A 24,810-nucleotide genomic window follows, 5' to 3' on the forward strand; every position below is an offset into this window, starting at 1 on the left:
TAAATTTTACTTTTAATCTGCAAAATATCTTTTATTTATTAATCTCTAACCTCTGGGTTTTTACCATTTAATTAATCCCCTCATCCAACAGTTTATGCAGATCTATAATTCCGAAATACTTTCCGTTTTCCGTTACAATAAGCTGTCCTATGTTGTTTTCTTTCAGCGTTTTCATGGCTTCTTTGGCCAACGCATCTTTCTCAATGGTTCTTGGATGGGCAGACATAATATCTTTAGCCAATACTTTACTGATATCTTCTCCTTTCATCAGCATTCTTCTCAAATCTCCGTCTGTGATGACACCAATGATCTGATTTGAGTTCGTCACAACAGTAATTCCGTGGCTTGAAGCACTGATTGAGATAATGACATCTCTTATAGAAGCATCTTCTGTAACCTGAGGTTTTTGAGACGAAAGAAACTGCTCTACTTTAGAAGTAAGGTTTTTTCCTAAGCTTCCTCCCGGGTGGAATTTGGCGAAATCATTAGCCTTGAAATCATTGAGTTCCATTAAAGCAACGGCCAAAGCATCTCCCAAAGCCATCTGGATTGTGGTAGAGCTGGTAGGTGCCAGTTTATTAGGACAGGCTTCAACGTCAACGTGAGTATCTAAAATAACCTCAGAAAACTCAGCCAGTTTACTCTTTTTATTTCCCGTCATCCCGATCAAAGCGGAAGAATAGTCTTTTAAATAAGGAACAAGGTTAGCAATTTCAGGAGAATTACCGGAATTTGAGATGCATAAAACAACATCCTGCTTCTGAATTACTCCCAGATCTCCATGAATAGCTTCTGAAGCATGCAGGAATTGCGATGGGGTTCCCGTTGAATTTAAGGTAGCTACAATTTTATTTCCTACATGGGCTGATTTCCCAATTCCGACTACAATAAGCTTTCCTTTTGCTGAATTGATGATCTCTACCGCATGTGCAAACTGGTCATCAATCCTGTTTTTTAATTTTTCGAGTTCAGAAATCTCTATTTCTAAAGTAGTTTTTGCAATTGATATAATGTTGGTTCTATCCATTTTATGATGATAAGGTATACAAAAAAGTTCTTTAAAAACGTTATATTTTAAAAAGAATATTTAATATAAATTTTATTTTTATAAATTCGTTCGCTTTTATTTTAAGCAGAATTTTTATAACTTTGGGTGTGATGCAAATTTAGCAATAGAAAATTAGATGAGCGCAAAAAAAGCCAATTTATCAGGCGAATTGAAAAAGTATTTTGGGTTTTCTACATTTAAGGGCCAGCAGGAAGAAATTATAGACAACCTATTGAATGGGAAGGATATATTTGTTTTAATGCCTACAGGTGGTGGAAAATCATTATGTTATCAGCTTCCGGCACTTATTTCGGAAGGTACGGCAATTGTCGTTTCGCCTTTGATAGCGTTAATGAAGAATCAGGTAGATGCAGTGAATGGCCTTTCATCTGAGGATGGGGTAGCACATGTATTAAATTCCTCATTAAACAAAACGCAGACCAAGCAGGTTTTTGACGATATCAAAAGCGGCAAAACCAAACTTCTGTATGTAGCTCCTGAATCATTAATAAAAGATGATTACCTGGATTTTTTGAAAGATGTGAAAATTTCTTTCTTTGCTATCGATGAAGCCCACTGTATTTCAGAGTGGGGACATGATTTCAGACCGGAATACAGGAATCTGAAACAGATTATAGACAGAATTGCCAATGTACCGGTGATTGCTTTGACGGCTACTGCTACTCCCAAGGTTCAGGATGATATCCAGAAAACTTTAGGGATGACGAATGCATTGGTGTTCAAAGAAAGTTTCAACCGTCCTAATCTATATTATGAAGTATGTCCTAAAATCAATATCGATAGGGAAGTCGTCAAGTTTATCAATCAGCGTAAAGGGAAATCAGGAATTGTATACTGCCTGAGCCGAAGAAAAGTTGAAGAATTTGCCCAGCTTCTGCAGGTAAACGGAATCAATGCACTTCCTTACCATGCGGGTCTTGACCAGAAAGTAAGAGTCGCAAATCAGGATAAATTCCTGATGGAAGAAGTGGATGTAATTGTTGCAACCATTGCCTTTGGGATGGGAATTGATAAACCGGATGTACGTTTTGTGATCCACTACGATTTTCCAAAATCATTGGAAAGCTACTATCAGGAAACCGGAAGAGCAGGAAGAGATGGGGGAGAAGGCCACTGTCTGGCATTCTACGATCCTAAAGATATTGAGAAATTAGAAAAATTCCTGGCACAAAAACCCGTTTCAGAAAGAGAAATCGGATTACAGCTTTTAAATGAAGTGGTAGGCTACGCTGAAACTTCAATGAGCAGAAGACAATATATCCTGTATTATTTTGGAGAAAATTTCGATCCGATAAAAGGAGCCGGAGCCAATATGTGTGACAACTCATCCAATCCGCCAAAAGTAAAAGATGCTACTGCAGACTTAGAAAAATCGCTGAAACTAATCAGTGATACAGGGGAGAAATTCAAATCTAAAGATCTGATTTCAGTTATCGTAGGGAAAGAAAATGCAGTCACAAAATCTTACAAACTTGAGCAAAGTTCTTATTTTGGCTTTGGAAAAGATGAAAAAGATAATTACTGGAAAACAATTCTGAGACAGGCCACGGTTCAGAACTTCTTACAGAAAGATATTGAAACTTACGGTGTTTTAAAGATTACAGAAAAAGGAAAAACAGTAGTGAATGGTACTTCTAAAGATGTATTTTTAATTGCTGAAGACAGAGAATTTGACCTTACCCAAGCAAAAGCAGAAAGCGATCAGGTGCAGCAGCAAGCTAGTGGAGGTATGGATCAGAACCTTTTTAATTTGTTGAAAGAACTTAGAAAGAAAGTTGCCAAAAAACATGGAATTCCACCATATACCGTATTTATGGATCCAAGTTTGGAGGATATGACCGTTCAGTATCCAATTACAGTAGATGAAATTACCAAAATCTATGGTGTAGGTGAAGGGAAAGCTAAAAAATATGGTAAAGAATTCGCAGACTATATCAAAACATATGTAGAAGATAATAATATAGAACGTACTCAGGATATGGTACTGAAGCAGGTGGCCAATAAATCAAGCCACAAAGTTTTTATTATCCAGAATACTGATAAAAAGATTGACCTTGAAGATATTGCAAGAGCTAAGAACCTTTCTATGGATGAACTTCTGAAAGAAATGGAAAGAATTGTATATCAGGGAACAAAACTGAATATCGACTATTATATTGAAGATAATTTTGACGAAGATATCGTAGACGGATTTATGGAGTTTATGACCGAATCTGAAAGTGACAGCATGAAGGTATTGCTGGATGAATTCGGGGATGAATTGTCTGATGAAGAAGTGAGAATGCTGAGAATTAAATTTATCAGTGACGTAGCAAATTAAAATGATTTTAAACAATAACGAGATAATTTTAAAAGAAATTCTTCCTAAGAAGAGTTTCTTTTTTAATATGACAGAAAAGTTGAGGACAGCTTTTTCTGTATTTTATTTAGCAATCGGAGTATTTTTTATTACGAGCTTAAACTCCAGTTTTTGGGTTTTCTCAATAATAGGAATTGGTATTTTTTGTAATGCTTTATACATTACTTTTTTCAGATGGATTTTAAAATATAGGAGGCTGAAAAATAATTATTATGTAATTACAAATCAGAGAATAGCTGTTGTTGAAAAGGCAAACGGGAAGATTTTAAAATACAAAGAATTGAATGAAATAGATCAGGTGAATGCTGAAATGAATTCGAAACATTTTGGTAATATCATTTTTGGTGAACCTGAAAGTATGTTTGGTAAAGATGATGAAAAATTTTCTTTTTTTAGAAGAAGAGGAGTCAATTTTGCTGAAGATAAATATGCGTTTATAAGCGTGGAAAATATTAATGAAATTATTCCTGTATTTAGCGAGTTAGGTTTGAAGGTTAATAAAACTTTTTACTAACTTTACATTGATGAAAAAGATATCTGTCATATTTATTCTGCCGGACTTAGAAACCGGGGGAGCAGAAAGGATTGTTACTACTATAGCGAATCATCTCTCCAGAGATCGGTTTGAGCCCAAGATTTTGCTGTTGCGTAAACAAGGCGGATATTTGAATTTTCTGAAAAAAGATGTTGAGATCATCGATATCAATACCGAAAGAATAAGACATTCTTTAAAACCCATTTTAGGAGAAATCTACAGAAGAAAACCCGATATTGTATTCTCAGGTTTTGGTGAGGTGAATGCTTATTTGGCGCTATTTATAAAACTGTTTCCAAGAACGAAATTCATAGCCAGGGAAACCAATGTTGTAACCCAGCATGTAACCCGTAAAGAGATTAAGTTTTTCTATAATTTTTACAATAACTATCAGAAAATCATTGCGCAGAGTGATGATATGATGAAAGATCTTGTTGATAATTTCAATATTAAAAAGAAAAAAATTGTTAAGATCAATAATCCTGTAGACTTTGATTTTATTGAGGATAAAATGGCATTATCTTTAAAACCCGAATGCTTCAAGTACAATTATAAAAATGTAGTGGCTATTGGTAATTTATCCTCCAGAAAGGGGTTTGATAACCTGTTGAAAGTTTTTTCCAGACTGAAGAACGAAAACATTATGCTTCATATTCTGGGTGATGGAAAAGATAAAGATGTTTTGCATCAGACCAAGGAGCTTTTAGGATTAAAAAAAGTTATTTTTCATGGCAGACAGGATAACCCCTACCAGTATCTGAAATACGCGGATTTATTTGTACTTTCATCAAGATACGAAGGTTTCCCGAACGTACTTCTGGAAGCGGGAGCATGTGGAACGTATTCCTTGGCCAACAACTGCCCCGGAGGAATCAATGAAATTATCCAGCACAATGTAAATGGAGAAGTCGCTAATATTGAAAACTATGATGCTTTTGCCCAGCAAATTGTTAATGTACTCCAGAACAATTACAATAGAGATGCTATAAGAAACTCTATCAAATCACGGTTTTCAAAGAATATTATTTTGGATAAATATGAAAAGGTATTGTTGGATTTAATGAAGTAGGACTACTATACTATTTGTCTTATGGTGTTTTAATTTCTTAGATTTGGGGCGATAAAATAGATCGTAATGAACAAAATCCCGAAAATAGGATGCGCTTGTGAAAAACCTGACTTTAATTATACTGAATTCAGAAGTTCTGAATTAGGTATAGATCATACTAACGGAAGACATGGAGAAGTTTCTATTCAACAATGCAAATTATGTCAGAGAATATGGATTCATTATTTTGTAGAATATGAAAGTTTTTCAAAATCAGGAAGATGGTACAAAGGAATTGTTTCAAAAAAAGATCGTTCACAGATAACTCCGGAAAATGCAGTAGAGTATCTGGAAAGCCTTGAATGGTATGTATATGGAGGGTCGTTTTTTGAAAGTACGGGAACTTATGGACAAGGAAAGTTGACTGTATAATATTTCATGCTTAACAAAATAAGCCTTAACATTAAAGCCAAATCAATGAAACCATTTATAATTGTTATTTTGATGCTGAATTCTGCTGTAATGATGGCTCAGCAGAAAACTATTTCCAGAAAAGAATTGTTGAAAACAGCTGTTGGTCAGAGTGTTAAATCGGCGGAGATTCAGGAAATAACAATGGCCGCAGGGCTGGCAGCTCCCAAACATGTGCATCCATGTCCTGTAGTAGGAATCATAAAGTCCGGTGAGGCTGTGTTTCAGATAGAAGGAAAGGAAAGTGTTCTTCTTCGTGAAGGAGATGCTTTCTATGAGCCTAAAAATACTACGATTCTCCATTTTGATAATGCATCAACAGAAAAACCGCTGATCTTTACAGCAATTTATCTGAAGGAGGGAAATGAGGAAAATATAAAATTCATAAAATAACATTTTTCATAAAACTAAAGCATATAATTATCATTTTTAAAATTGATAAAACTCACTTTGGTGCTTGGTAATTTATATGTAAATTTGTGAGAATTAAGATAGATAATAATAAACAAATTCATAGAATAACATGAGTCAATTCGATGTTACCGTAATAGGTTCTGGTCCCGGTGGTTATGTTGCTGCTATCCGTGCAGCACAATTAGGTTTCAAAACAGCAATTATTGAAAAATATTCAACTTTAGGCGGAACTTGTCTTAACGTTGGATGTATTCCGTCAAAAGCACTTCTTGACAGCTCTGAACATTTCGAAAATGCAAAACACAATTTTGCAGGTCACGGAATTATCATCAATGAGCCGCAAGCAGACATCGCAAGAATGATCGAACGTAAAAACGAAGTGATCAAGCAAAATACAGATGGAATCAGCTACCTGATGAACAAAAACAAAATTACTGTTTTTGAAGGCGTAGGAAGCTTCGAATCTGCTACTCAGATTAAAGTGACAAAAAACGACGGTTCTTCTGAAACGATCGAATCTAAATATACCATCATTGCAACAGGTTCTAAGCCATCTGCATTGCCTTTCATTTCTTTAGACAAAGAAAGAGTGATTACTTCTACGGAAGCTTTAAATCTTAAAGAAATTCCTAAACATCTGGTAGTAATCGGAGGAGGAGTAATCGGTCTTGAACTGGGTTCTGTATACCTAAGATTAGGAGCTCAGGTAACGGTTGTAGAATTTATGGATAAAATCATCCCTGGAATGGATGGAGCTTTAAGCAAAGAATTGACTAAAGTTCTTAAAAAACAAGGAATGAAGTTTATGCTTTCTACTGCGGTTTCTGCGGTTGAAAGAAACGGAGATACTGTGAAGATCACCGCTAAAGATAAAAAAGGAGAAGAAGTAGTAGTAGAAGGTGACTACTGTTTAGTTTCTGTAGGAAGAAAACCTTACACAGACGGTCTTGGTCTTGAAAAAGCAGGAGTGGAACTTGACGAAAGAGGAAGAGTAAAAGTAAACGACCACCTACAGACTAACGTAGCTAATATCTATGCAATTGGTGACGTTATCAAAGGAGCGATGCTTGCTCACAAAGCTGAAGAAGAAGGAGTTTTTGTTGCTGAAACATTAGCAGGACAAAAGCCTCACATCAACTATAACCTTATTCCTGGTGTTGTTTACACATGGCCGGAAGTTGCAGGAGTTGGTAAAACTGAAGAGCAGCTGAAAGAAGAAGGCGTAGCTTACAAAGTAGGTTCTTTCCCAATGAGAGCATTAGGAAGAAGCCGTGCAAGTGGTGATGTAGATGGTCTTGTTAAGATTATTGCAGACGAAAAAACGGATGAAGTTTTAGGAATGCACATCATTGGAGCCAGAGCTGCTGACCTTATTGCTGAAGGAGTAATTGCTATGGAATTCCGTGCAAGTGCTGAAGATATCGCAAGAAGTTCTCACGCGCACCCAACGTATGCAGAAGCAATTAAAGAAGCTGCATTGGATGCTACGGGGAAAAGACCAATCCATATGTAATAATTGATTAAAAAATTTAATCATTTAAATATTTAAAATTAAAGGCTGTTTCTTTTTGAGACAGCCTTTTTATGTGGATTTTGGCATGAAAATGGAGATTGATTTTTGAAAATTTAATGCATGAAAAAGATTTTTATCAGTTGGATGCTTTTAGCGGGGATCAGCTCTTTTGCCCAGGAAGCAGGAAAGGCAGGTGAATTATTAAAAAATGAAGCTTCCACCACAGAAATGAAGGCTCCTAAAAGCTTCAGTGAAAGAAATAAAACCTTTGAACAGCCAAGATCCGGAAACAATCCGATTCCTCAGGGAAACAGAATCAAAAATCCCAATTATCAATGGAACAGAAACTACGGCTATGCGGAAGTTTTTCTGAGAATTCCTGAACAAGGCTTTTTTACCGTTGAGGTTGGAGACCAGATGATGGCCAATGGTTCGGGAAAATACAGGTTTTTTGATTTATCGTCAGGAAGAATGCCTATCTCAATCTACGAAAATGGTTTTCTGATCTACAGAACTACTCTCATGCTTCGCAATAACAACAGAATGGTATTGGATTTCTTCAGTAATGAAGGCTTGTATCTTCTGGATTCTTACCCTGTTAAGGGTCAATATGGCTTCAATGACTGGAACGATGTATGGAACAATCCTTACGGAAATCACTCCGGAGATGGCTATAATCAAGGGAATGTAATGGATAGTAATTCGTTTCGTCAGTTTTTTGATATGCTGATGAGGAATGAGAAGTTTGATGATGGTAAAATAGCGATGATTAATCAGCAGATGCGCACTTCTATGTTTACTTCTGCACAAATAAGAGATCTGGTAAAAGCAATCAGTTTTGATAATAAAAAACTGGCATTGGCAAAATCTATGTTCCGAAGCTGTGCAGATAAAAATAATTATTTTCTGGTAAATGATGCTTTTGATTTTGAGAGCAGCAGACGTGAACTGATGGAGTATATTTCGAAATTATAATATTTAATAGAAATAGGCTTAAGTTCGTTTTTTTTATTATTTTTGTATCGATCATTACAAAATAAAATGAAAGGAAGACCTAATATCTATCAGGATAAAGAATTGATTTTAAAAGCTCAGAAAATTTTTTGGGAAAAAGGCTTTACAGCAACTTCACTTAATGACCTTAGTACTTCAACAGGAGCAGGAGCAGGGAGTTTGTATAACTCTTTTAAAGGAGGAAAGAAAGAACTTTTTAAAAAAAGCCTGGAGCAGCGAAGAGAAGATTTTGAGAATTTTAAAAATACATTAAATAAAAGCGAAGATCCGATTGGACTCATCAAAAACTTTTTCCTAAATATTGCCAATGCTAAATATAATGACCACATGAAAGGCTGTATCGTGGCCAATACTCTTGTGGAAATGACATTTGTTGATGAAAATTTAAAAGATGAGGCTGTGGAGATATTAAAGGAAACAGAAAAATTGTATACCTCAGTTATTCAAGAACAGCAAAATAAAGGAACACTGAAATCAACAATTCCAGCAGAAGTTTTGGGTAAATACCTGATCTCGTTTTGGTGTGGAATTAACTCCCTTCGCAGAATGTATCCGGATAAAAAAACTTTGAAAACTCAGATGGAATTACAATTGCAGCTTTTGCAATAAATTTTTTTAAACATTTATTTAACGATCATTACAAAAATAAAACAATGAATTTACAACTAAAAAGAAAGAAAGCATTTATTAGTGGATCTACACAAGGCATAGGATTTTCGATTGCAAAACAATTATTACAGGAAGGGGCATCAGTTATTATCAATGGAAGAAGCAAAGAAAAGATGGAGTGGGCAGTGGGCAAACTCCAGCAGGAAGTTCCAGATGGTGAAGTGTCAGGAATTGTTGCAGATTTTGGTGAAAAAGAAGATCTTATCAAGCTTTCCGAAGAACTTACAGATATTGACATTCTTATCAATAACTTAGGTATTTTTGGAATTAATGATTTTTATGAAATAGCAGATGAAGAGTGGTACCGTTATTTTGAAATCAATGTGATGAGCGGAATGAGGTTATCAAGAAAGCTCCTTCCCGGGATGATAAAGAAAAACTTTGGTAGAATTATCTTTATCAGCAGTGAATCTGGAGTAAATGTTCCTGAAAATATGATTCATTATGGAATGACTAAAGCCGCAATGTCTGCCTTAAGCAATGGATTATCTAAGCTTACAAAGGGAACAGCTGTTACCGTTAATACAGTTTTAGGCGGTCCTACTTATTCAGATGGAGTTGCCAGTGCAGTAGAACAGATTGCAGAAGGACAAAACCTGACAGTTAATGAAATGAAAGAGAATATTATCCATAGCTCCAATCCTCATATACTTTTACAAAGATTTATAAATCCAGATGAGATTGCCAGTCTGGTGGTATACCTTTCAAGTCCGCTTTCTATAGCTGTGAATGGAGCAAGTTTGAGAGCTGATAGTGGCGTTCTGAAAATAATTTAGTTTTTTTAATAATTGGATTACATGATTTTTATGTTATCATAAAACTTAGAATTTTTCGGGGCAATATTAAACTGGATTCCAAAAGTTACTCCTTTAAAATATTTTTCTCTATGAATGGGAAAGGCATAGCCCGTATTGAGAAATATAGCATTGAATAAAGAAATACCCCATCTTGGTTCTAATGAATAAGGATTGACTGATACTCCAAGCATCTGTCCAAAATGTAAAAAGTTGATATTAACTTCAGGAATAAGTTTATCTGTTTGGTTAATTCGGGTATAAAGCAGGGAAGGGCCAACAATGACCGATCCTTCATATGTTTCGCCAAATCTGTATTCTAATCCTGCTTGCAGAACGTTTCTCCCAGTGTATCGGTAAGAAATATTCAGTGCAGTTTTCTCAAGCAGCTGAGCATTTGAAAAGGTAACCGAAAGGAGCAGAGGTAGGATGAAATATTTTTTCATGATTATTTTTTGGTTCAAATGTAATGGTTTTACGGTCTTTATAAAGAATGAAAATAATTCTTTAAAGGAATTATACTCGTATTGACTAGGTTGGCATCTTCAAATTTCCGTACCTTTGTCAGCTAATTTTATCATCAATGCAACTCGGAAAAACTCAAACTTTAACAATTTCAGAAAAAATTAATTCAGGATGGATCCTCGTGGATGAATCCGGTGAGAAAGCTTTTCTGCCTAAAATCTTTATGCAGGACGAAAAAGAAATAGGAGAGGAAGTTGCTGTTTTTGTCTATCAGGATGATGATAAATTAAAAGCAACTACTGAGATCCCATTGGCTGAAGTGGGTGAATTTGCAGTAATGAGCTGTGTACAGAGTCTTCCAAGCGGAGCTTTTATGGATTGGGGAATTATTAAAGATTTATTTATCCCTTACAAACAGCAGAAAACCAAAATTATTGAAGGAAAAAGATATCTGGTCTATATTTATGTAGACGAAGATATGGAGCTGATTACAGGTACTACGAAGTTCAAGAGAAACCCGCAGTATGATGATCTTCCATTCCAAAAAGGGGACAAAGTAGATCTGCTTATGATGAACGAAAGTGAACTGGGCTGGAATGTTATCATCAACAAACAATACATTGGTTTAATCTATGTTTCTGATGTTTTCAAAAAACTATATCCGTTATCAGAAGAAACAGGATATATTAAAGCAATCCGTGAAGATGGAAAAATAGACATTACTTTACAGCCGGATGGGTTTGAAAATATTGACGAGTTCAAACAGAAGATTCTGAATAAGCTGGAAGAAAACTACGGTCTTCTGTATGTATCAGATAAGTCTTCTCCTGAAGAGATCAAAGATGAATTGGGAATGAGTAAGAAGAACTTTAAAAAAGCAATCGGAGGACTTTATAAAGATAAAATCATCGATATCTTAGAAGATAAAATCAAATTATTATAAAATAAAAAACGAGCAGAAATTTCTGCTCGTTTTTTTGTTATTATCGGTTCTTGATCAGAAGCCATCCGTTGTAGATTCTTCCGTCAGAAACTTTTATGGTATACCAATAGTTTCCTGTAGAAATAGGATGTGATTCATATTTTCCATCCCATTGGAAAGGTCTCTTTTTAATAATCTCTTTATAGAGTATTGCTCCTTTTCTATCATATAAATAGACTTCTGTTCCTGGATAATTTTCCAGTCCTGCTATTCTCCATGTATCATTGATTCCGTCACCATTAGGACTGATTGCATTGGGAATATTGAATATGGAGAAGTTCTTCTGACCGATGATGCATCCGGATTTTGTTCTTACATATACAGTATATTCTCCCATACTCAAATTGGTGAAAATATTAGAATCCTGCCATGTGAAATTGTTTAAAGAAAATTCATAATTTCCGCTCTGAGAAAGAATAACTGTTGCTGTATTGTTTGTAATATTTACAGAAACAATATGGGCCAACACAGAATAGCTCACCTGTGTAGAGCTTGTGCTTTCACAACCAAAAATATTGGTTACTTTCACGGTATAAGTTCCTGGCGTAGATACTGTAATGGTTTGAGTAGTTGCTCCGGTATTCCATTCATAAGACTTAAATCCCGGCCCTGCATCCAGAATAACAGATTTCCCTTCACAAAAATCCATTTTCTCAGGAAGCTGAACAATAGGTTTAGGATTAAGGGTAAGATTTAATCTTACCACTTTAAAACATCCGTCCGGAGTAGCTACTTTTACATGAATAAGCGTTGTTCCGGTATTCAGTGTATAAGCTGAAGGATTGGCAACAGGATTTCCAGCAGTATCAGTGTAGTTGAAAATATAATTACCAGGATTATTAATAATGTTGGCTTCATAAGAATGAAGATTAACAATCATTGAATTTCCAGTAGTAGTATTACATAATACCTGTGTGACATCTTTAGCGGGAACATTATCTGTGGATAAAGTTACAGTTATTGCCAGTTTCTCAGATTCACAATTGTTTAAAGTCTGGGTTACATAATAGATTTGTCCGTTGACCAAAGGAGTTGTTATTGATATCACATTTCCTGCCGCATTATAGAATTTAAGAGCTGCTCCTGTTACAACAAGCTTTTCTAACGTAGGATTTGCAGAAGCACAGAAATCCTGATTACTATTTGCGGTCGGTTTAGGAGTGTTGTTTACCGTTACGAGAATAGCTGTTTTATTACTTTCACAACCATTAATAGTCTGAGAGGCATGATAAGTCTGCCCATTGATAAGCCCAGTCGTAGTTGGCAAAATATTTCCTGCCGCATCATACCATTTGATATTCTGACCTGTGATCTGGATATCAGAAACCTTTGGATTGTTGGTAGCGCAGAAAGTTTGTTGAGCGTTTGTACTTGTTGGTAGAGGAGGAGATGTTACAATTACATTCTGATTCTGAGTGGCTGTATTTCCATTCCCATCATTATATGTCCAATGGATGATATAGTTTCCAGGGATTGAATATGATAACGGATCTGTGGTTGTTGCGGTAACAGTTCCGGCGCAGTTATCTGTAGCAGTAGGAGGAATGGTAATTGTTGTATGACAGTCTCCTGTAATGTCTGCTAAATTGACTACATTAGGAACCGGAGCGATATTGTCACCCACGACAACATTTACAGTAAAGCTGCCGTCACAAGCTCCAGATCCTGAAACCTGGCACGTATAGGTGCCTGCATGAGCAGTTGTTGCACTAGGTATTGTTGGATTCTGCTGATTGGATGTGAAGCCATTTGGCCCGGTCCAGTTGTAGGTTGTTCCTCCTGTAGCGTTGAGTTGGATTGTACCGTTAGGACATACTGGAGAATTAGACGTAACAACTGCAGCAGAGGTGCAATCCTGGAATTTAGCGATGAAAATATCGTTTCCACCTCCTTGTGATTGCTGAAATGTACCGGGTGTTGCAATTCCAGTAGTATTTCCACCTGACATTCCCGTCAGATAAATTGCTCCATCATTGTCTTTTGTAACTTCGCCTTGCTGTGTAGCACCGTTTCCTGTATAATAAGTACCCCATTCTTTTACATCATTTTGACTGTATTTAATTAAAAATGTAGAAATATACATTGCAGGCATTCCCATATAAGCTCCGGGAGTAGAGATGTCAGGTTGCCCACTTGAATGTAGTCCTGTAAAAAAAACATTTCCGGAAGTGTCGGGATATGCTAATAATTGAAAAGAACCTGTAAAATCGAAATAATTTTTTGTAATAGCATTAGTGGCTAAGTTTACCCGCCATATTCCAGGTTGTCCCAAGGGAAAAGCTGTCGTGGTATATCTCCCTGGAAGAATTAAAGTGTTATTTACAATTCCCGCTTTCCATATTTGTTCTGAGCCGGCGTTCCCATAATAGCTTGATTTGAGAATAGTATTTCCAGATTTTGAGATCCTGAGATATATACCGTCTGACTCACCTCCTTTTAAAGGCTGGAAAGCATTAACCATAGGAATGGTTGAAGATTGTGTAGCTCCAATTATTTCAAGATCAATGTTCGAGGATAGAATCTGAAAAATAGAAGTAGAGCCATCGCTTCGTCCAAAATACGTTGCCCAGTCAATATTACCAGTTGTTGAATTTAAAGAGGCTAAAATACCATCTGTATATCCTATAGGTGTTGACTTTGCCGGTTGCATTGCATTGACAGTAGGAAAGTCAGTGCTAAAAGAATCACCCCCAATATAGATATGATTTTGATTGTAAGAAACAGTATAAAGTTTGTTTAGCCTGCTGGAAACAAATTCTTTTTCAAAAACAAAACTCCCGTTATTATTAAATTTTACTAAAACAATGTTTTCATTATATTGCGATCTTTGAACGGTTCCACCAGCATAAATATTAAAGCTTTCATCAAAATCAACGTCTGCAAATACATCTTTCATTCCAAAGCCGTAATACGTTCCCCAAAGTTTTTGCCCATTTTTTGTGAGCTTCATCAGAAATGCATCAAGCCCGCCGGCCACGTTTTGCTGATAGGTTCCGGAAGTAGCAAAGTTGGTAGTACTATTTGTGGTTCCAAATAAATAGCCCGTACTCTGAAGATCTGTTTTGATTCTGCCATAATCTTCTCCATATCCTCCTGCATAACTTCCCCATATTCTTGTAGGTACAGGATCTATAATAATTGTTTTATCAGAACTGTTTAAAGGGGCATTAAATCCAAAAGTCTGAGCTCCAAAATCCTTAAAAGACACATCAATACTTTTCTTTGTGTTACCCGTAATCCAGCTGTTAGGAATGTTTTCATAGATTTCCCCAAAACGTACATTCATGGTCAGTTTTCCGTCTTTTATCAACGTAGGAGCGCCATGAAATTTCATTTTAATATCTGAAATTTTTCCACCAGGATTGATGATGAAATTATATTCGATGGGTTTTAAAGTATCATTAGGCTTAAAGAATACTAAATCTATATGAGGATATATATTCTTGTAACGGATTTTTTGATACTGGTGAACATTACTAATGCCTTTGGGGTTATTGGGCAGGTTGTAATAGTTGTTATAATCTGGAGATTTTCCCTCTGCTGTAATAGTTGCTTTATTAGAATTAACAAGCTCAATATCTATTCTGTGAATTAGTTTTTCATAAATATACTCGTTGCTATCATACTGTTTTGGACTTGGAAGTGTATGCTCTGCCTTTTTTGAAAAATCAGGATTTACAGTTTTCTTTATTTCGTAAATATCATAAGAAAATCCATTAGAACGCAATTGTACATTCAGACCATTGGAATGGAAAAGATATTTGACATCTTTATTTTCTTTCCCGTCCTGATCAATAATCTGACCTTTGTTTTCATAAAAATAATAGGAGTTGTTTGCTGAATTTTTTTTCTGTGAAAATAGAAGTACTGTGCTCAAAACTGCGAACAGCGAAAGAATTTTCTTCATCAGGTTATTAATTTTTGCGGCAAAGATATAAAAATAGCTTTCTCTTTAAACATTAAGTAATTGCAAACTTCAAGTTGCAGACATGATGGATATCATGACATTTTTGTTTAATTTTTTTGTTTAACAATTTTGTCAAAAATAAATTTTAGTATAAATTTGCACAAATTTGTTTAACAAAAATGTCAAATCAAGCAAAAAAAGACCAAACACAGGAATTGATCAAGGAGACAGCGAAGAATTTATTCTTTGTGAAAGGAAAATTTGATGCTACTACGCAGGAGATTGCAGATGAAGCAGGAGTGAACAGGACTCTTATTAACTACTATTTCCGTTCAAGAGATAAGCTTATCCAGATCATCTTTGATGAAGCACAAAGAGTAGAGCAGGAAAAATCGAAGATCATTCAGAATTCAGCTCTTCCTTTTAAAGAGAAAATCAGCCAATTCATAGAAAGCAGTCTTACTACAAGCCTTCAATATCCTTATCTGGAAACGTATATCGTATCACAGATCAATAAAGGAACCTGCCATCACAGAGAAATTGAGGAAGATATCCTGAATGAAATGTATAGTGATATCGAAAAAGAAATGGAATTGGGAAATATAGAGAAAATGGCCCCGGTTCAGTTTATTCTGAACATGGTTTCGCTGTTGGTGTTCCCAAGTGCCATACGACCATTATTTATGGAAAATTTATTAATCAATGATGAAGAATATGATAAGATTATTTCTGAACGAAAAGAGATTATTATCAATATGTTGTTCAAAAACTAAAAAAACTAAAGTATTTCTGAAAATGATTCGTCATTTAGAAATAAATAATGACTGAGAATTAAATAAAAAATAAACGAAGTATAAAATTATGAATAGAAAACGTATAACTGCTACAAAGCTAAAAATTGGGATAGCTTCAGCATTTATGATTTTCGGCTCTTCATTGATGTCTGCCCAGCAGCAGGTTTCCCTACAGGAAGCAATTAAACAGGCGCTTCAGAATAAGGCAGAAGCCAAAAAAGCTGCTTTACAGGTAAAAAAAGCCGAATACAAGATTGATGAGGCCAGAGCCGGTGCTCTTCCACAGGTCAGTGCTACAGCCGGACTTACATATAATCCTATTATTCAGGAGTCTTTGCTGGAATTTGGAGGAGAGAAAATCAGGGCTCAGTTTGGGCAGCCTTGGGGATCAACAGCTTCTGTACAACTTCAGCAGGCGATTTTTGATCAGAGAGTATTTACAGGACTTAAAGCTGCAAAATCAACAAGAGAGTTTTATGTGCTGAATGCTCAGCTAACCAATGAGCAGATCATTGAAAATGTAGCAACAGCTTATTATCAGGTGTTTGTTCAGGAAGAAAATCTTAAAACGGTAACTGCCAGCTATGCCAACACTGAAAAAGTAAGAAATGTTATTAAAAGCCTGGTTGATAATGGTTTGGCAAAATCAATCGATTTAGACAGGACAAATGTTCAGCTTACGAATATTGGTTCCAATAAGCAGACTTTAATCAACTCTGTTGAGCTTTCAAAAAATGCATTGAAGTTTTACATGGGAATCCCTATTGCTACAGACATCGAGCTTGAAGAAAAGGAGATCGAACCAAAGCCTGAGCTGATTGCGAGCAACGTAAATCTTAATGATCGTACCGAAATCAAAGTTTTAAATAAAAACAGGGAACTTTTGGTTTTCAATAAAAAAGCTACCGAAGCTTATCTTTATCCTTCAGTAAATCTTACTGCGAACTACGGATGGGGAGCAAACGGAGCAAAATTCCCGTTGACAAATGGTCTTAGTAAGGGAGTTCTTTGGAGCGATTATTCAGCAATTGGTCTGAATGTAAATATTCCTATTTTCACGGGAGGAGCTACAAAAGCGAAGATCAATCAGGCAGAAATTGATATTCAGGATCTTGATGTTGATATTGAAAACACTCAGTTGAGCTTAAGTTTGGACTATAAAAATGCAATCACCAATATGGAAAATGCATTGATTAATATTGAAAGCATGAAAGATAATGTAGGATTGGCGGAAAGAGTTCAGAAAAATACCCAGTCAAATTATCAATATGGTCTGGCAACCCTTACGGAGGTGCTGGATTCTGAAAATGCTTTGACACAGGCAAAACAGAACTATTCTAATGCATTGCTGGATTACAAACAGGCAGAGATCAAGCTGATAAAAGCTAAGGGTGAACTAAACACACTACAAAACTTATAATAAACTAAAATGAAAAAAACTTTAATATATATCATCGTAGCAGCTGTACTTGTAGGTTTAGCCGCTTATAAGATTGCTGGTAACAAAGAAAAGCAGACTAAGGAAGTACAGGAGGTTGCCAAGCAGGTAGATAAAATCAACGTTAATATTGTAACCGTTACAAGAGAAAATATTGATACAGACTACTCAGCCAACGGAACTTTCATTCCTAAGCAGGAAATGAACCAGTCTTCTGAAATTGCAGGACGTATTGTGAATGTTTTGGTTAAAGAAGGTTCAAGAGTAAGTGCTGGCCAGGTTTTAGCAACGATAAAAAGAGATGCTATCGAAGTTGACATTTCTCAGGCTCAAAACAATTTGCAAAATGCAGTGATTGATAACCAACGTTATGAAAATGCATATAAAACAGGAGGGGTTACAAAACAGCAGCTTGATAACTCAAGATTACAATTGAAAAACGCACAGGTTGCAGTAAGAGCTCAGGGAGTAAGAGTAAATGATACAAGTATCCGTGCAGGAATCAGCGGTACTATAAACAAAAAAATGGTAGAACCGGGAACTGTAGTTTCTGTAGGAACTTCCATGTTTGAAATTGTTAATATCAACAGCCTTAAACTTTCAGTATTAGTGGATGAAAGCCAGGTTGGCAGAATTGCACTCGGTCAGGAAGTTCCAATTAATGTGAATGTTTTGCCAGAAGACTCTTTCAGCGGTAGAATTACATTCATTGCTCCTAAAAGTGATGCTACTTTAAATTTCCCGGTTGAAATTGAGGTTCAGAATAAAGGAAACCTAAAAGCTGGGATGTATGCAACGGCTACCTTTAAAACCAATCACGGTGCTGAAACCCAGAATATGTTGACGGTTCCTGCGGAAGCTTTTGTAAACGGTGTAAGTTCAGGTCAGTTATTTATTGTCAACAATGGTACTGCTAAATTAATTAAAGTTCAGACCGGAAAAGTATACGGTGACAAAGTTCAGATCTTAAGCGGACTGAATGGAGGTGAGCAGGTAATTACCAGCGGACAGATTAACCTTGATAACGGTTCGAAAATCAATATCGTAAAGTAACCAGAAGATGAAGTTAGCAGAAATATCCATTAAAAGACCATCGCTGGTTATCGTATTATTTACGATACTTACGCTGGGTGGTTTATTAAGTTACTCCATGATGGGGTATGAGTTGATTCCAAAGTTTGAAACCAATATGGTAACCATTTCTACGGTATATCCGGGAGCTTCACCTGCTGAGGTGGAAACTTCGGTAACCCGGAAAATTGAAGATGCTGTAGGTTCTTTGGAAAACGTGAAAAAAGTAGAATCTTCATCTTACGAAAGTTTATCGGTTATCATGGTGCAGCTGAATACAGGTGCCGATGTAAACTATGCTTTGAACGATGCACAGAGAAAAGTAAATGCTATTTTAGCAGATCTTCCTGACGATGCAGATCCTCCTTCTTTGCAAAAGTTCTCATTGGATGATCTCCCGATCATGACTTTGAGTATTGCCAGTGATAAACTGAATAATAAAGATCTTTATGATCTTTTAGATAAAAAAATTGAACCTATTTTTTCCCGTGTAAACGGTGTTGCCCAGGTAGACCTTGTAGGTGGACAGGAAAGAGAAATTCAGGTAAGTTTAGATGAAAAGAAAATGCAGGGGTACGGTCTTGCCATCGCAGATGTACAGCAGGCAATTCTTTCTTCAAACCTGGATTTCCCAACGGGAGCTTTGAAAACGAGAACTTCAAGATCTACAATCAGGCTTTCTGGAAAGTATAAAAATGTTGCTGAAATGAATAATCTTGTAGTTTCCAATAAAAATGGGGCTCAGGTGCGTTTATCTGACATTGCAACAGTTTTTGATACACAGAAAGATGTGGAAAAAGTGGCAAGATATAACCAGAATTCAACGATTTTACTTCAGGTTAAAAAACAATCTGATGCCAATGCGGTTTCCGTTTCAAACTTAATTAAGAAGACAATCGCTGATGTTCAGACTAATTATAAAACTCAGGGGATTAAAATAAATATTGTAGATGATACAACAGACTTTACACTTGAAGCTGCAGACCATGTAATTTTCGATTTATTCTTGGCGATTATCCTGGTAGCAGTAGTAATGTTACTATTCCTTCATAACATCAGAAATGCGTTCATTGTCATGGTTTCTATTCCGATGTCATTGATTGCAACTGTGATTGGAATGTATCTGATGGGGTATACCTTAAACCTGATGAGTTTACTGGGACTTTCATTAGTGGTTGGTATTCTTGTGGATGATGCAATTGTAGTTTTGGAGAACGTTTATCGTCACATGGAGATGGGGAAAAGCCGAATTCGTGCGGCATATGATGGTGCATCGGAAATTGGATTTACCGTAACGGCGATTACATTGGTAATTGTGGTGGTATTCTTACCGATTGCAATGAGTTCAGGATTGGTTGCTGATATCCTGGCGCAGTTCTGCGTTACCGTAGTTATTGCGACAATGTTCTCGTTATTGGCCTCATTTACTATTATTCCTTGGTTATCTTCAAGATATGGTAAATTGGTACACCTTTCAGGTAAAAATCCTTTTGAGAAGTTTATTCTTTGGTTCGAAAAGCAATTGGAAAAATTCACACACTGGATCACAGGAATTCTGGAATGGTGTCTAAAAACAACATTAAGAAGAGTAATGACGGTTATAATAACATTTATTATTTTGATTTCTTCATTTATGTTGGTTGCATTTGGTTTCATTGGAGGTGAATTCTTCCCTAAAATGGATAGAGGACAATTCCTTGTTCAGATGGAATTACCAAAAGATGCTTCTGTAGAAAAAACCAATCAGATTACTCTTGCAGTTGAAAAATATCTGAGAGATGACAAAGATGTTGTAGATATGATCACGACAGTGGGTCAGCAGTCATCAGGTTTTGGTGGAGCACAGGCTACATTGTATCAGTCAGAGATTCAGGTGATTTTGGTAGATAAATCTGAACGTAATGAAAGTACAGATATTAAGTCTGCAAGAATCAAGAGAGCATTAGAAGAAAAATTCACAGGAGTTGAATTTAAAACCGCACCTATTGGATTAATGGGAGCAGATAATGCACCAATTGAAATGGTAGTGACAGCTCAGGATAATGAAACAGCAAATAAAGAGGCCAACAGAATTCTTGAGTTGCTTAAAAAAGTTCCTGGTTCTGTAGATGCAGAATTATCCACTGACTCTGGAAGTCCTGAAGTACAGGTGAATATTGACAGAGATAAAATGGCTTCTTTAGGCTTGAATCTTTCTAGTGTAGGACAAACAATGCAGACTGCATTTAACGGAAATACAGACGGAAAATTCAGAGCTGGAGAATATGAATATGATATTAATATCCGTTTTGGCGATGCGAACAGAAAGTCTATTGAAGATGTAAGAAATCTTATGTTTACCAATCCTAAAGGAGAACAGATAAGATTGAGCCAGTTTGCAGAAGTAAAAATGGGTTCTGGACCAAGTTTGTTGGAGCGTAGAGATAAAGCACCTTCTGTGAAGGTAAAATCTAAAGTGGTAGGTCGTCCTGTAGGGGATGTTGCCAATGAATGGGCTGCTAAATTTATGGATAACGAAAAGACGAAACCGGCAGGAGTAAGCTACATCTGGAGTGGGGATATGGAAAACCAGACCGAAGGTTTCGGTACTTTAGGGATTGCATTGATGGCTGCTATTGTATTGGTTTATCTGGTAATGGTTTCATTATATGACTCATTTGTATATCCGTTCGTGGTATTATTCTCCATTCCACTGGCATTGATCGGGGTAATGGTTATTCTTGCCATCACCGGAAATTCATTAAACATATTTACGATGCTGGGGATGATCATGTTGATTGGTTTGGTAGCGAAGAACGCGATTATGATTGTCGACTTTGCGAATATGAGAAAAGAGGCTGGTGCAAGTACGCATGATGCTTTGATTCAGGCCAACCACGCACGTCTTCGTCCGATTCTTATGACCACTATTGCGATGATCTTCGGTATGATCCCGATTGCAATTGCAAAAGGTGCAGGAGCAGAAATGAACAACGGATTAGCATGGGTAATTATCGGTGGTTTGACATCGTCATTATTCCTGACTCTGATTATTGTACCAGTAGTGTATTCATTATTTGACTCTATCTTAAGAAGAATGGGTAAACATGAAAAAGTGGATTATGCAACTGAAATGAAAGCTGATTATGTGCATAGAGAGCTAAGTGAAGACGGATTTACTTCGAAACACGTAGATAAATAAAAATTAAACCTTTAATTAACCGAAAGCCGCATCAGAAATGATGCGGCTTTTTTGTTGGTATAAGTTGATGATGGTTTGATAGGTTTTGGCTAAAGCCGTTGGGTAATGTTGAAAAAAGAGATTATTTTATTTCACTCAGAATGACACCAATTGTACTATAAGATATCAATAGGAGCGGGCTTTAGCCCGCTTAAGGCTATAATATTAAATGATGGCTTTAACTAAAACAAAAAAAGCTCCCAGTAAAACTGAAAGCTTTCATATATTGTAATGTAGAAAAATTAATCTGCCATAGCCTCTCCGGACTTTCTGTAGATAAAGTTTCCATAGACGTGTCTTCTTGCAAAACGGCTTGGTGAATCAGCGTTAACCATTTTGATATAGGTATTTCTTGGAACTCCTATGTACTCATACATATTTCCGTTCAAATGCTGAACCTTTAAAATCGATTTTTCAAGGTAAAAATCCTGAATGTTAGATTTTGTAATGGTTTCCGTATATTCTTCTTTGTATTTGTCCTGTGTTTCAGAATTAATACTTACCAAAAAGTGATACGCTTCAATTACAGACTTGCTTCTTTCTTCTGCTTCTATTTTCCCAGCTTCATCATTAATGAATTTATCAGGATGTGTATCTTTCATCACATTTCTGTAAATAGTCTTTAATTCTTTTAAAGTAACATTTTTATCTACTCCAAGAAGTGTTCTGTGCTCACCAAGTTTTTTCATATCTCTAACCCTTATTTTCGGGGTGCAAAATTAAGCAATTAAATTTAAAAAACCATAACTTATTCATTATTAATTTATTTGGTGTACTATAAAGTTGAAAATTGAGCTAGATACAACAGACGAAATTTGTATTGTTAACCTTTACAGTTAATTAACACCCGAATACAGATTTTTATTGAGTTTAAAATAAATAAATCCGTTCTTAAAATCAATCACAGTATTGAATCTTTTTAAAAACTGATTGCCAAAAAATCCAGCCATTTTTTCTGTAGCATCAATGCCTTCTGTGGAGCCGGAAAGTGTAATGGGTAGGTTATAAAGATATTTTTGAGCAAATTGAACAGCCGGGCAGAGAACTACAGGCATTTCATAGACACAACCGTCAGAACCTCTTGCTGTAGCTTTGCCTATGGTTTTCATAACTTTTACCAGCCCATTACTTTTAGCAAAAGGAGAAGCCATGGTAAGTACATCATCCGCGCCGCTGTCCAATCCGAAAAACCCGGAATATTCTTTACCATTTATTATTATACTGCTTTCTACAGCAGGGTAGTTATCAACCATATGAAGTTTTACTTTCTCATATCCTGTTAGATCCATAGACAGATCATTTTCTTCATAAAAACGGATTTCATTTTTATGATAATCTATTTCAATGATTTTTCCTTTCATCAGATCCGTTCCGAAAACCCCGTCAAAATTGGCAGAATCATAGGGAATAAGAGTAAACTGTATATCGTTTTTCTGAATGTTTCCAAACTGTACGGTATTGTGACTGCTGTAATCAACGGTATTCACCCCGTTTGAGCCTTTGTTTTCAGACTTTCCATCAATTTTCAGCGGGACTTTTTTCTTTGCATTGATATTAATGACAGAACCATCAGCGCCTGTATCAAAGAGGAATTTAATACTGTCGGTTTTATTGACTTTGCAGTACACATACACAGAATTGTTTTCCAGGGAAAAAGGAATGATAGTGGAAGTTTTTTGAGCTGATACTGCTATAGAAAATAACACTGTCAGAGAAATAACAATACGTTTCATGGAATTAGTTTTTAGATAGACGAAAATAACTGTAATTGATGCTTTTACAAAGAAATAACAGGCCATTAACCCTCTTTTAACCGTTCCTTAACCAAGTGTCTGCAAATAAAAAACAGTACCCAATCTGAGTACTGCTATTATTTTTTAATCATTAAATCTTTTGATTTTTGAATCAATATTACGGTTCATCACAAGTTCTCTTCAACTTTGTGAAAATCTTGTCAAAATCCTTATAAGATGTTTCTTCATCATTACGTTTTTGTCTGAAGCTTGTATTGGCACAGTTATGAAACCCCAAACCTATCATATCGATCAAAGCATAATCTTCTTTTTGCGGGTCATTCATTTTGGTATTGAATCTTGACATTACTCCCTGTGGATCAGAATTATTCTTGCTTTTAAGCTCAATGTAATTTTTCCAGGCGGCAAACATCTTTTCTCTGTCCGGAGAAGATATAGCGTCAATCTGCTCTTTGCAGGTAGTATAATATTTACTGTTTTTAAGAGTGAAAGGATCAGAATAAGCGATAATTTCTTCCTTATTCAGCTGGTATTCATTTTCAAATGATTCCATAATTTCTTCCTGAAGCTTTTTCCATCTTGGAAGATCAATTACTTTAAGGCTGTACAGTTCCTTTTTCTTTTCTTCATATTGCTTTTCAAGATTCTGTAGGTAAGCTTCTCTGTTTTGACGAATTTCTTCAAGCTGGGAAAGTTTAAAAACAGGTCGGGTATCAAATACAACTCCATTGAATTGATATAAAAGCTTATTTACTCCGTCTATTTCTTCTTTTTTATATTTAGCCGAGTCAAAATACCCTTGATTATCACAATTAAAAGTCTGATAGTTGTAAGGGGTCAGATTGTTTGCTTTAGAAGGAGTTTTTTGCCCCCAGATAGTAATGGATAAGGCCAAAGCAAGCCCGATCATCATTTTTTTCATGTACATAACCTGTTGAAAGAATCCGAATTTTCTGAATTTCGGTGCAAAATTAAGGCTTTAAATTTGAAATCTAAAGAATTAAATAGATTTTCTCAATTGATTTTGCATATTTTATATGAATTTTGTACTGAGGAATTCATTTTGCTTTTATATCTTGTCTGTGATTGATATAGAAAGCCTTTCACAGTAGGGCATACAGAGGATATAAGTGAAAATTCCGGGAGTGGATATTGTTGGTAATTTATATGGACTTCGAGAAATTTCGATGTGAATTTCGGTTAAAATTCAATGGGTTTAGAATGAATTGAAGATATTGGATTAAAAATAGGGTCTTTTATAGTTCCATTTCTTGCTCTTGATGATTGTTTTTT

The 24,810-nt window shown here is 35.8% G+C and carries 20 protein-coding genes; 14 read left to right on the forward strand and 6 right to left on the reverse strand.

Annotated features, from left to right (window positions below):
- Positions 1–67: 67 nt before the first annotated feature.
- Positions 68–1,027, reverse strand: coding sequence for a KpsF/GutQ family sugar-phosphate isomerase (locus tag GFU89_RS01725; protein ID WP_318845491.1), 960 nt, complete (start codon positions 1,025–1,027; stop codon positions 68–70).
- 157 nt (positions 1,028–1,184) lie between these two features.
- On the opposite strand from GFU89_RS01725, the gene recQ reads away from it, so the two are divergent.
- The 9 genes from recQ to GFU89_RS01770 all read left to right on the forward strand — a co-directional run bounded on the left by recQ (position 1,185) and on the right by GFU89_RS01770 (position 9,868).
- Positions 1,185–3,389: a DNA helicase RecQ gene (recQ, locus tag GFU89_RS01730; RefSeq protein ID WP_318845492.1), complete on the forward strand. Its 2,205-nt coding sequence runs from the start codon at positions 1,185–1,187 to the stop codon at positions 3,387–3,389.
- Position 3,390: 1 nt separating this feature from the next.
- The gene (locus GFU89_RS01735; protein WP_318845493.1) at positions 3,391–3,942 is read left to right on the forward strand and encodes a hypothetical protein; all 552 of its coding nucleotides are present in this window, start codon (positions 3,391–3,393) and stop codon (positions 3,940–3,942) included.
- A 10-nt stretch (positions 3,943–3,952) separates the two neighbouring features.
- A complete protein-coding gene (locus GFU89_RS01740; protein WP_318845494.1) occupies positions 3,953–5,032 on the forward strand; it encodes a glycosyltransferase in 1,080 nt (359 codons plus the stop codon).
- 66 nt (positions 5,033–5,098) lie between these two features.
- Entirely contained in the window at positions 5,099–5,443 is a 345-nt protein-coding gene (locus GFU89_RS01745) for a hypothetical protein (RefSeq protein ID WP_318845495.1), read from the forward strand.
- Positions 5,444–5,488: 45 nt separating this feature from the next.
- Positions 5,489–5,875, forward strand: coding sequence for a cupin domain-containing protein (locus GFU89_RS01750; protein WP_318845496.1), 387 nt, complete (start codon positions 5,489–5,491; stop codon positions 5,873–5,875).
- Between the two features lie 130 nt (positions 5,876–6,005).
- Positions 6,006–7,409 (forward strand): dihydrolipoyl dehydrogenase, encoded by a 1,404-nt coding sequence (gene lpdA, locus GFU89_RS01755; RefSeq protein WP_047374277.1) that lies wholly within the window; start codon positions 6,006–6,008, stop codon positions 7,407–7,409.
- 120 nt (positions 7,410–7,529) lie between these two features.
- Positions 7,530–8,384: a DUF4476 domain-containing protein gene (locus GFU89_RS01760; protein WP_318845497.1), complete on the forward strand. Its 855-nt coding sequence runs from the start codon at positions 7,530–7,532 to the stop codon at positions 8,382–8,384.
- Positions 8,385–8,450: 66 nt separating this feature from the next.
- A complete protein-coding gene (locus GFU89_RS01765) occupies positions 8,451–9,032 on the forward strand; it encodes a TetR/AcrR family transcriptional regulator (protein WP_318845498.1) in 582 nt (193 codons plus the stop codon).
- A 44-nt stretch (positions 9,033–9,076) separates the two neighbouring features.
- Positions 9,077–9,868, forward strand: a complete 792-nt coding sequence (locus GFU89_RS01770; protein WP_318845499.1) for an SDR family oxidoreductase — start codon at positions 9,077–9,079, stop codon at positions 9,866–9,868.
- A 17-nt stretch (positions 9,869–9,885) separates the two neighbouring features.
- Here GFU89_RS01770 and GFU89_RS01775 read toward each other — a convergent pair whose 3' ends face one another.
- Positions 9,886–10,332 carry a hypothetical protein gene (locus GFU89_RS01775; protein ID WP_318845500.1) on the reverse strand — a complete coding sequence of 149 codons (447 nt, stop codon included), beginning with the start codon at positions 10,330–10,332 and terminating at the stop codon, positions 9,886–9,888.
- A gap of 137 nt (positions 10,333–10,469) precedes the next feature.
- On the opposite strand from GFU89_RS01775, the gene GFU89_RS01780 reads away from it, so the two are divergent.
- A complete protein-coding gene (locus GFU89_RS01780; protein WP_318845501.1) occupies positions 10,470–11,294 on the forward strand; it encodes a S1 RNA-binding domain-containing protein in 825 nt (274 codons plus the stop codon).
- Between the two features lie 40 nt (positions 11,295–11,334).
- Here GFU89_RS01780 and GFU89_RS01785 read toward each other — a convergent pair whose 3' ends face one another.
- Complete coding sequence (locus GFU89_RS01785; protein WP_318845502.1) at positions 11,335–15,240, reverse strand: T9SS type B sorting domain-containing protein; 3,906 nt, start codon at positions 15,238–15,240, stop codon at positions 11,335–11,337.
- Between the two features lie 179 nt (positions 15,241–15,419).
- On the opposite strand from GFU89_RS01785, the gene GFU89_RS01790 reads away from it, so the two are divergent.
- The 4 genes from GFU89_RS01790 (at position 15,420) to GFU89_RS01805 (ending at position 21,724) form a co-directional block, all read left to right on the forward strand.
- Positions 15,420–16,013, forward strand: coding sequence for a TetR/AcrR family transcriptional regulator (locus GFU89_RS01790; protein ID WP_318845503.1), 594 nt, complete (start codon positions 15,420–15,422; stop codon positions 16,011–16,013).
- Positions 16,014–16,101: 88 nt separating this feature from the next.
- Positions 16,102–17,454: a TolC family protein gene (locus GFU89_RS01795; RefSeq protein WP_318845504.1), complete on the forward strand. Its 1,353-nt coding sequence runs from the start codon at positions 16,102–16,104 to the stop codon at positions 17,452–17,454.
- 9 nt (positions 17,455–17,463) lie between these two features.
- Positions 17,464–18,525, forward strand: a complete 1,062-nt coding sequence (locus GFU89_RS01800; RefSeq protein ID WP_318845505.1) for an efflux RND transporter periplasmic adaptor subunit — start codon at positions 17,464–17,466, stop codon at positions 18,523–18,525.
- A gap of 7 nt (positions 18,526–18,532) precedes the next feature.
- On the forward strand, positions 18,533–21,724 hold the full coding sequence (locus tag GFU89_RS01805; protein ID WP_318845506.1) for an efflux RND transporter permease subunit: 3,192 nt from the start codon (positions 18,533–18,535) through the stop codon (positions 21,722–21,724).
- 281 nt (positions 21,725–22,005) lie between these two features.
- Here GFU89_RS01805 and GFU89_RS01810 read toward each other — a convergent pair whose 3' ends face one another.
- The 3 genes from GFU89_RS01810 to GFU89_RS01820 all read right to left on the reverse strand — a co-directional run bounded on the left by GFU89_RS01810 (position 22,006) and on the right by GFU89_RS01820 (position 24,430).
- On the reverse strand, positions 22,006–22,452 hold the full coding sequence (locus GFU89_RS01810) for a KTSC domain-containing protein (protein ID WP_318845507.1): 447 nt from the start codon (positions 22,450–22,452) through the stop codon (positions 22,006–22,008).
- A 147-nt stretch (positions 22,453–22,599) separates the two neighbouring features.
- Complete coding sequence (locus GFU89_RS01815) at positions 22,600–23,496, reverse strand: retropepsin-like aspartic protease (RefSeq protein WP_318845508.1); 897 nt, start codon at positions 23,494–23,496, stop codon at positions 22,600–22,602.
- A gap of 178 nt (positions 23,497–23,674) precedes the next feature.
- On the reverse strand, positions 23,675–24,430 hold the full coding sequence (locus GFU89_RS01820; RefSeq protein ID WP_318845509.1) for a hypothetical protein: 756 nt from the start codon (positions 24,428–24,430) through the stop codon (positions 23,675–23,677).
- Positions 24,431–24,810: the final 380 nt, after the last annotated feature.

It is taken from the genome of Chryseobacterium sp. JV558 (genome assembly GCF_033712365.1).
Classification (GTDB): domain Bacteria; phylum Bacteroidota; class Bacteroidia; order Flavobacteriales; family Weeksellaceae; genus Chryseobacterium.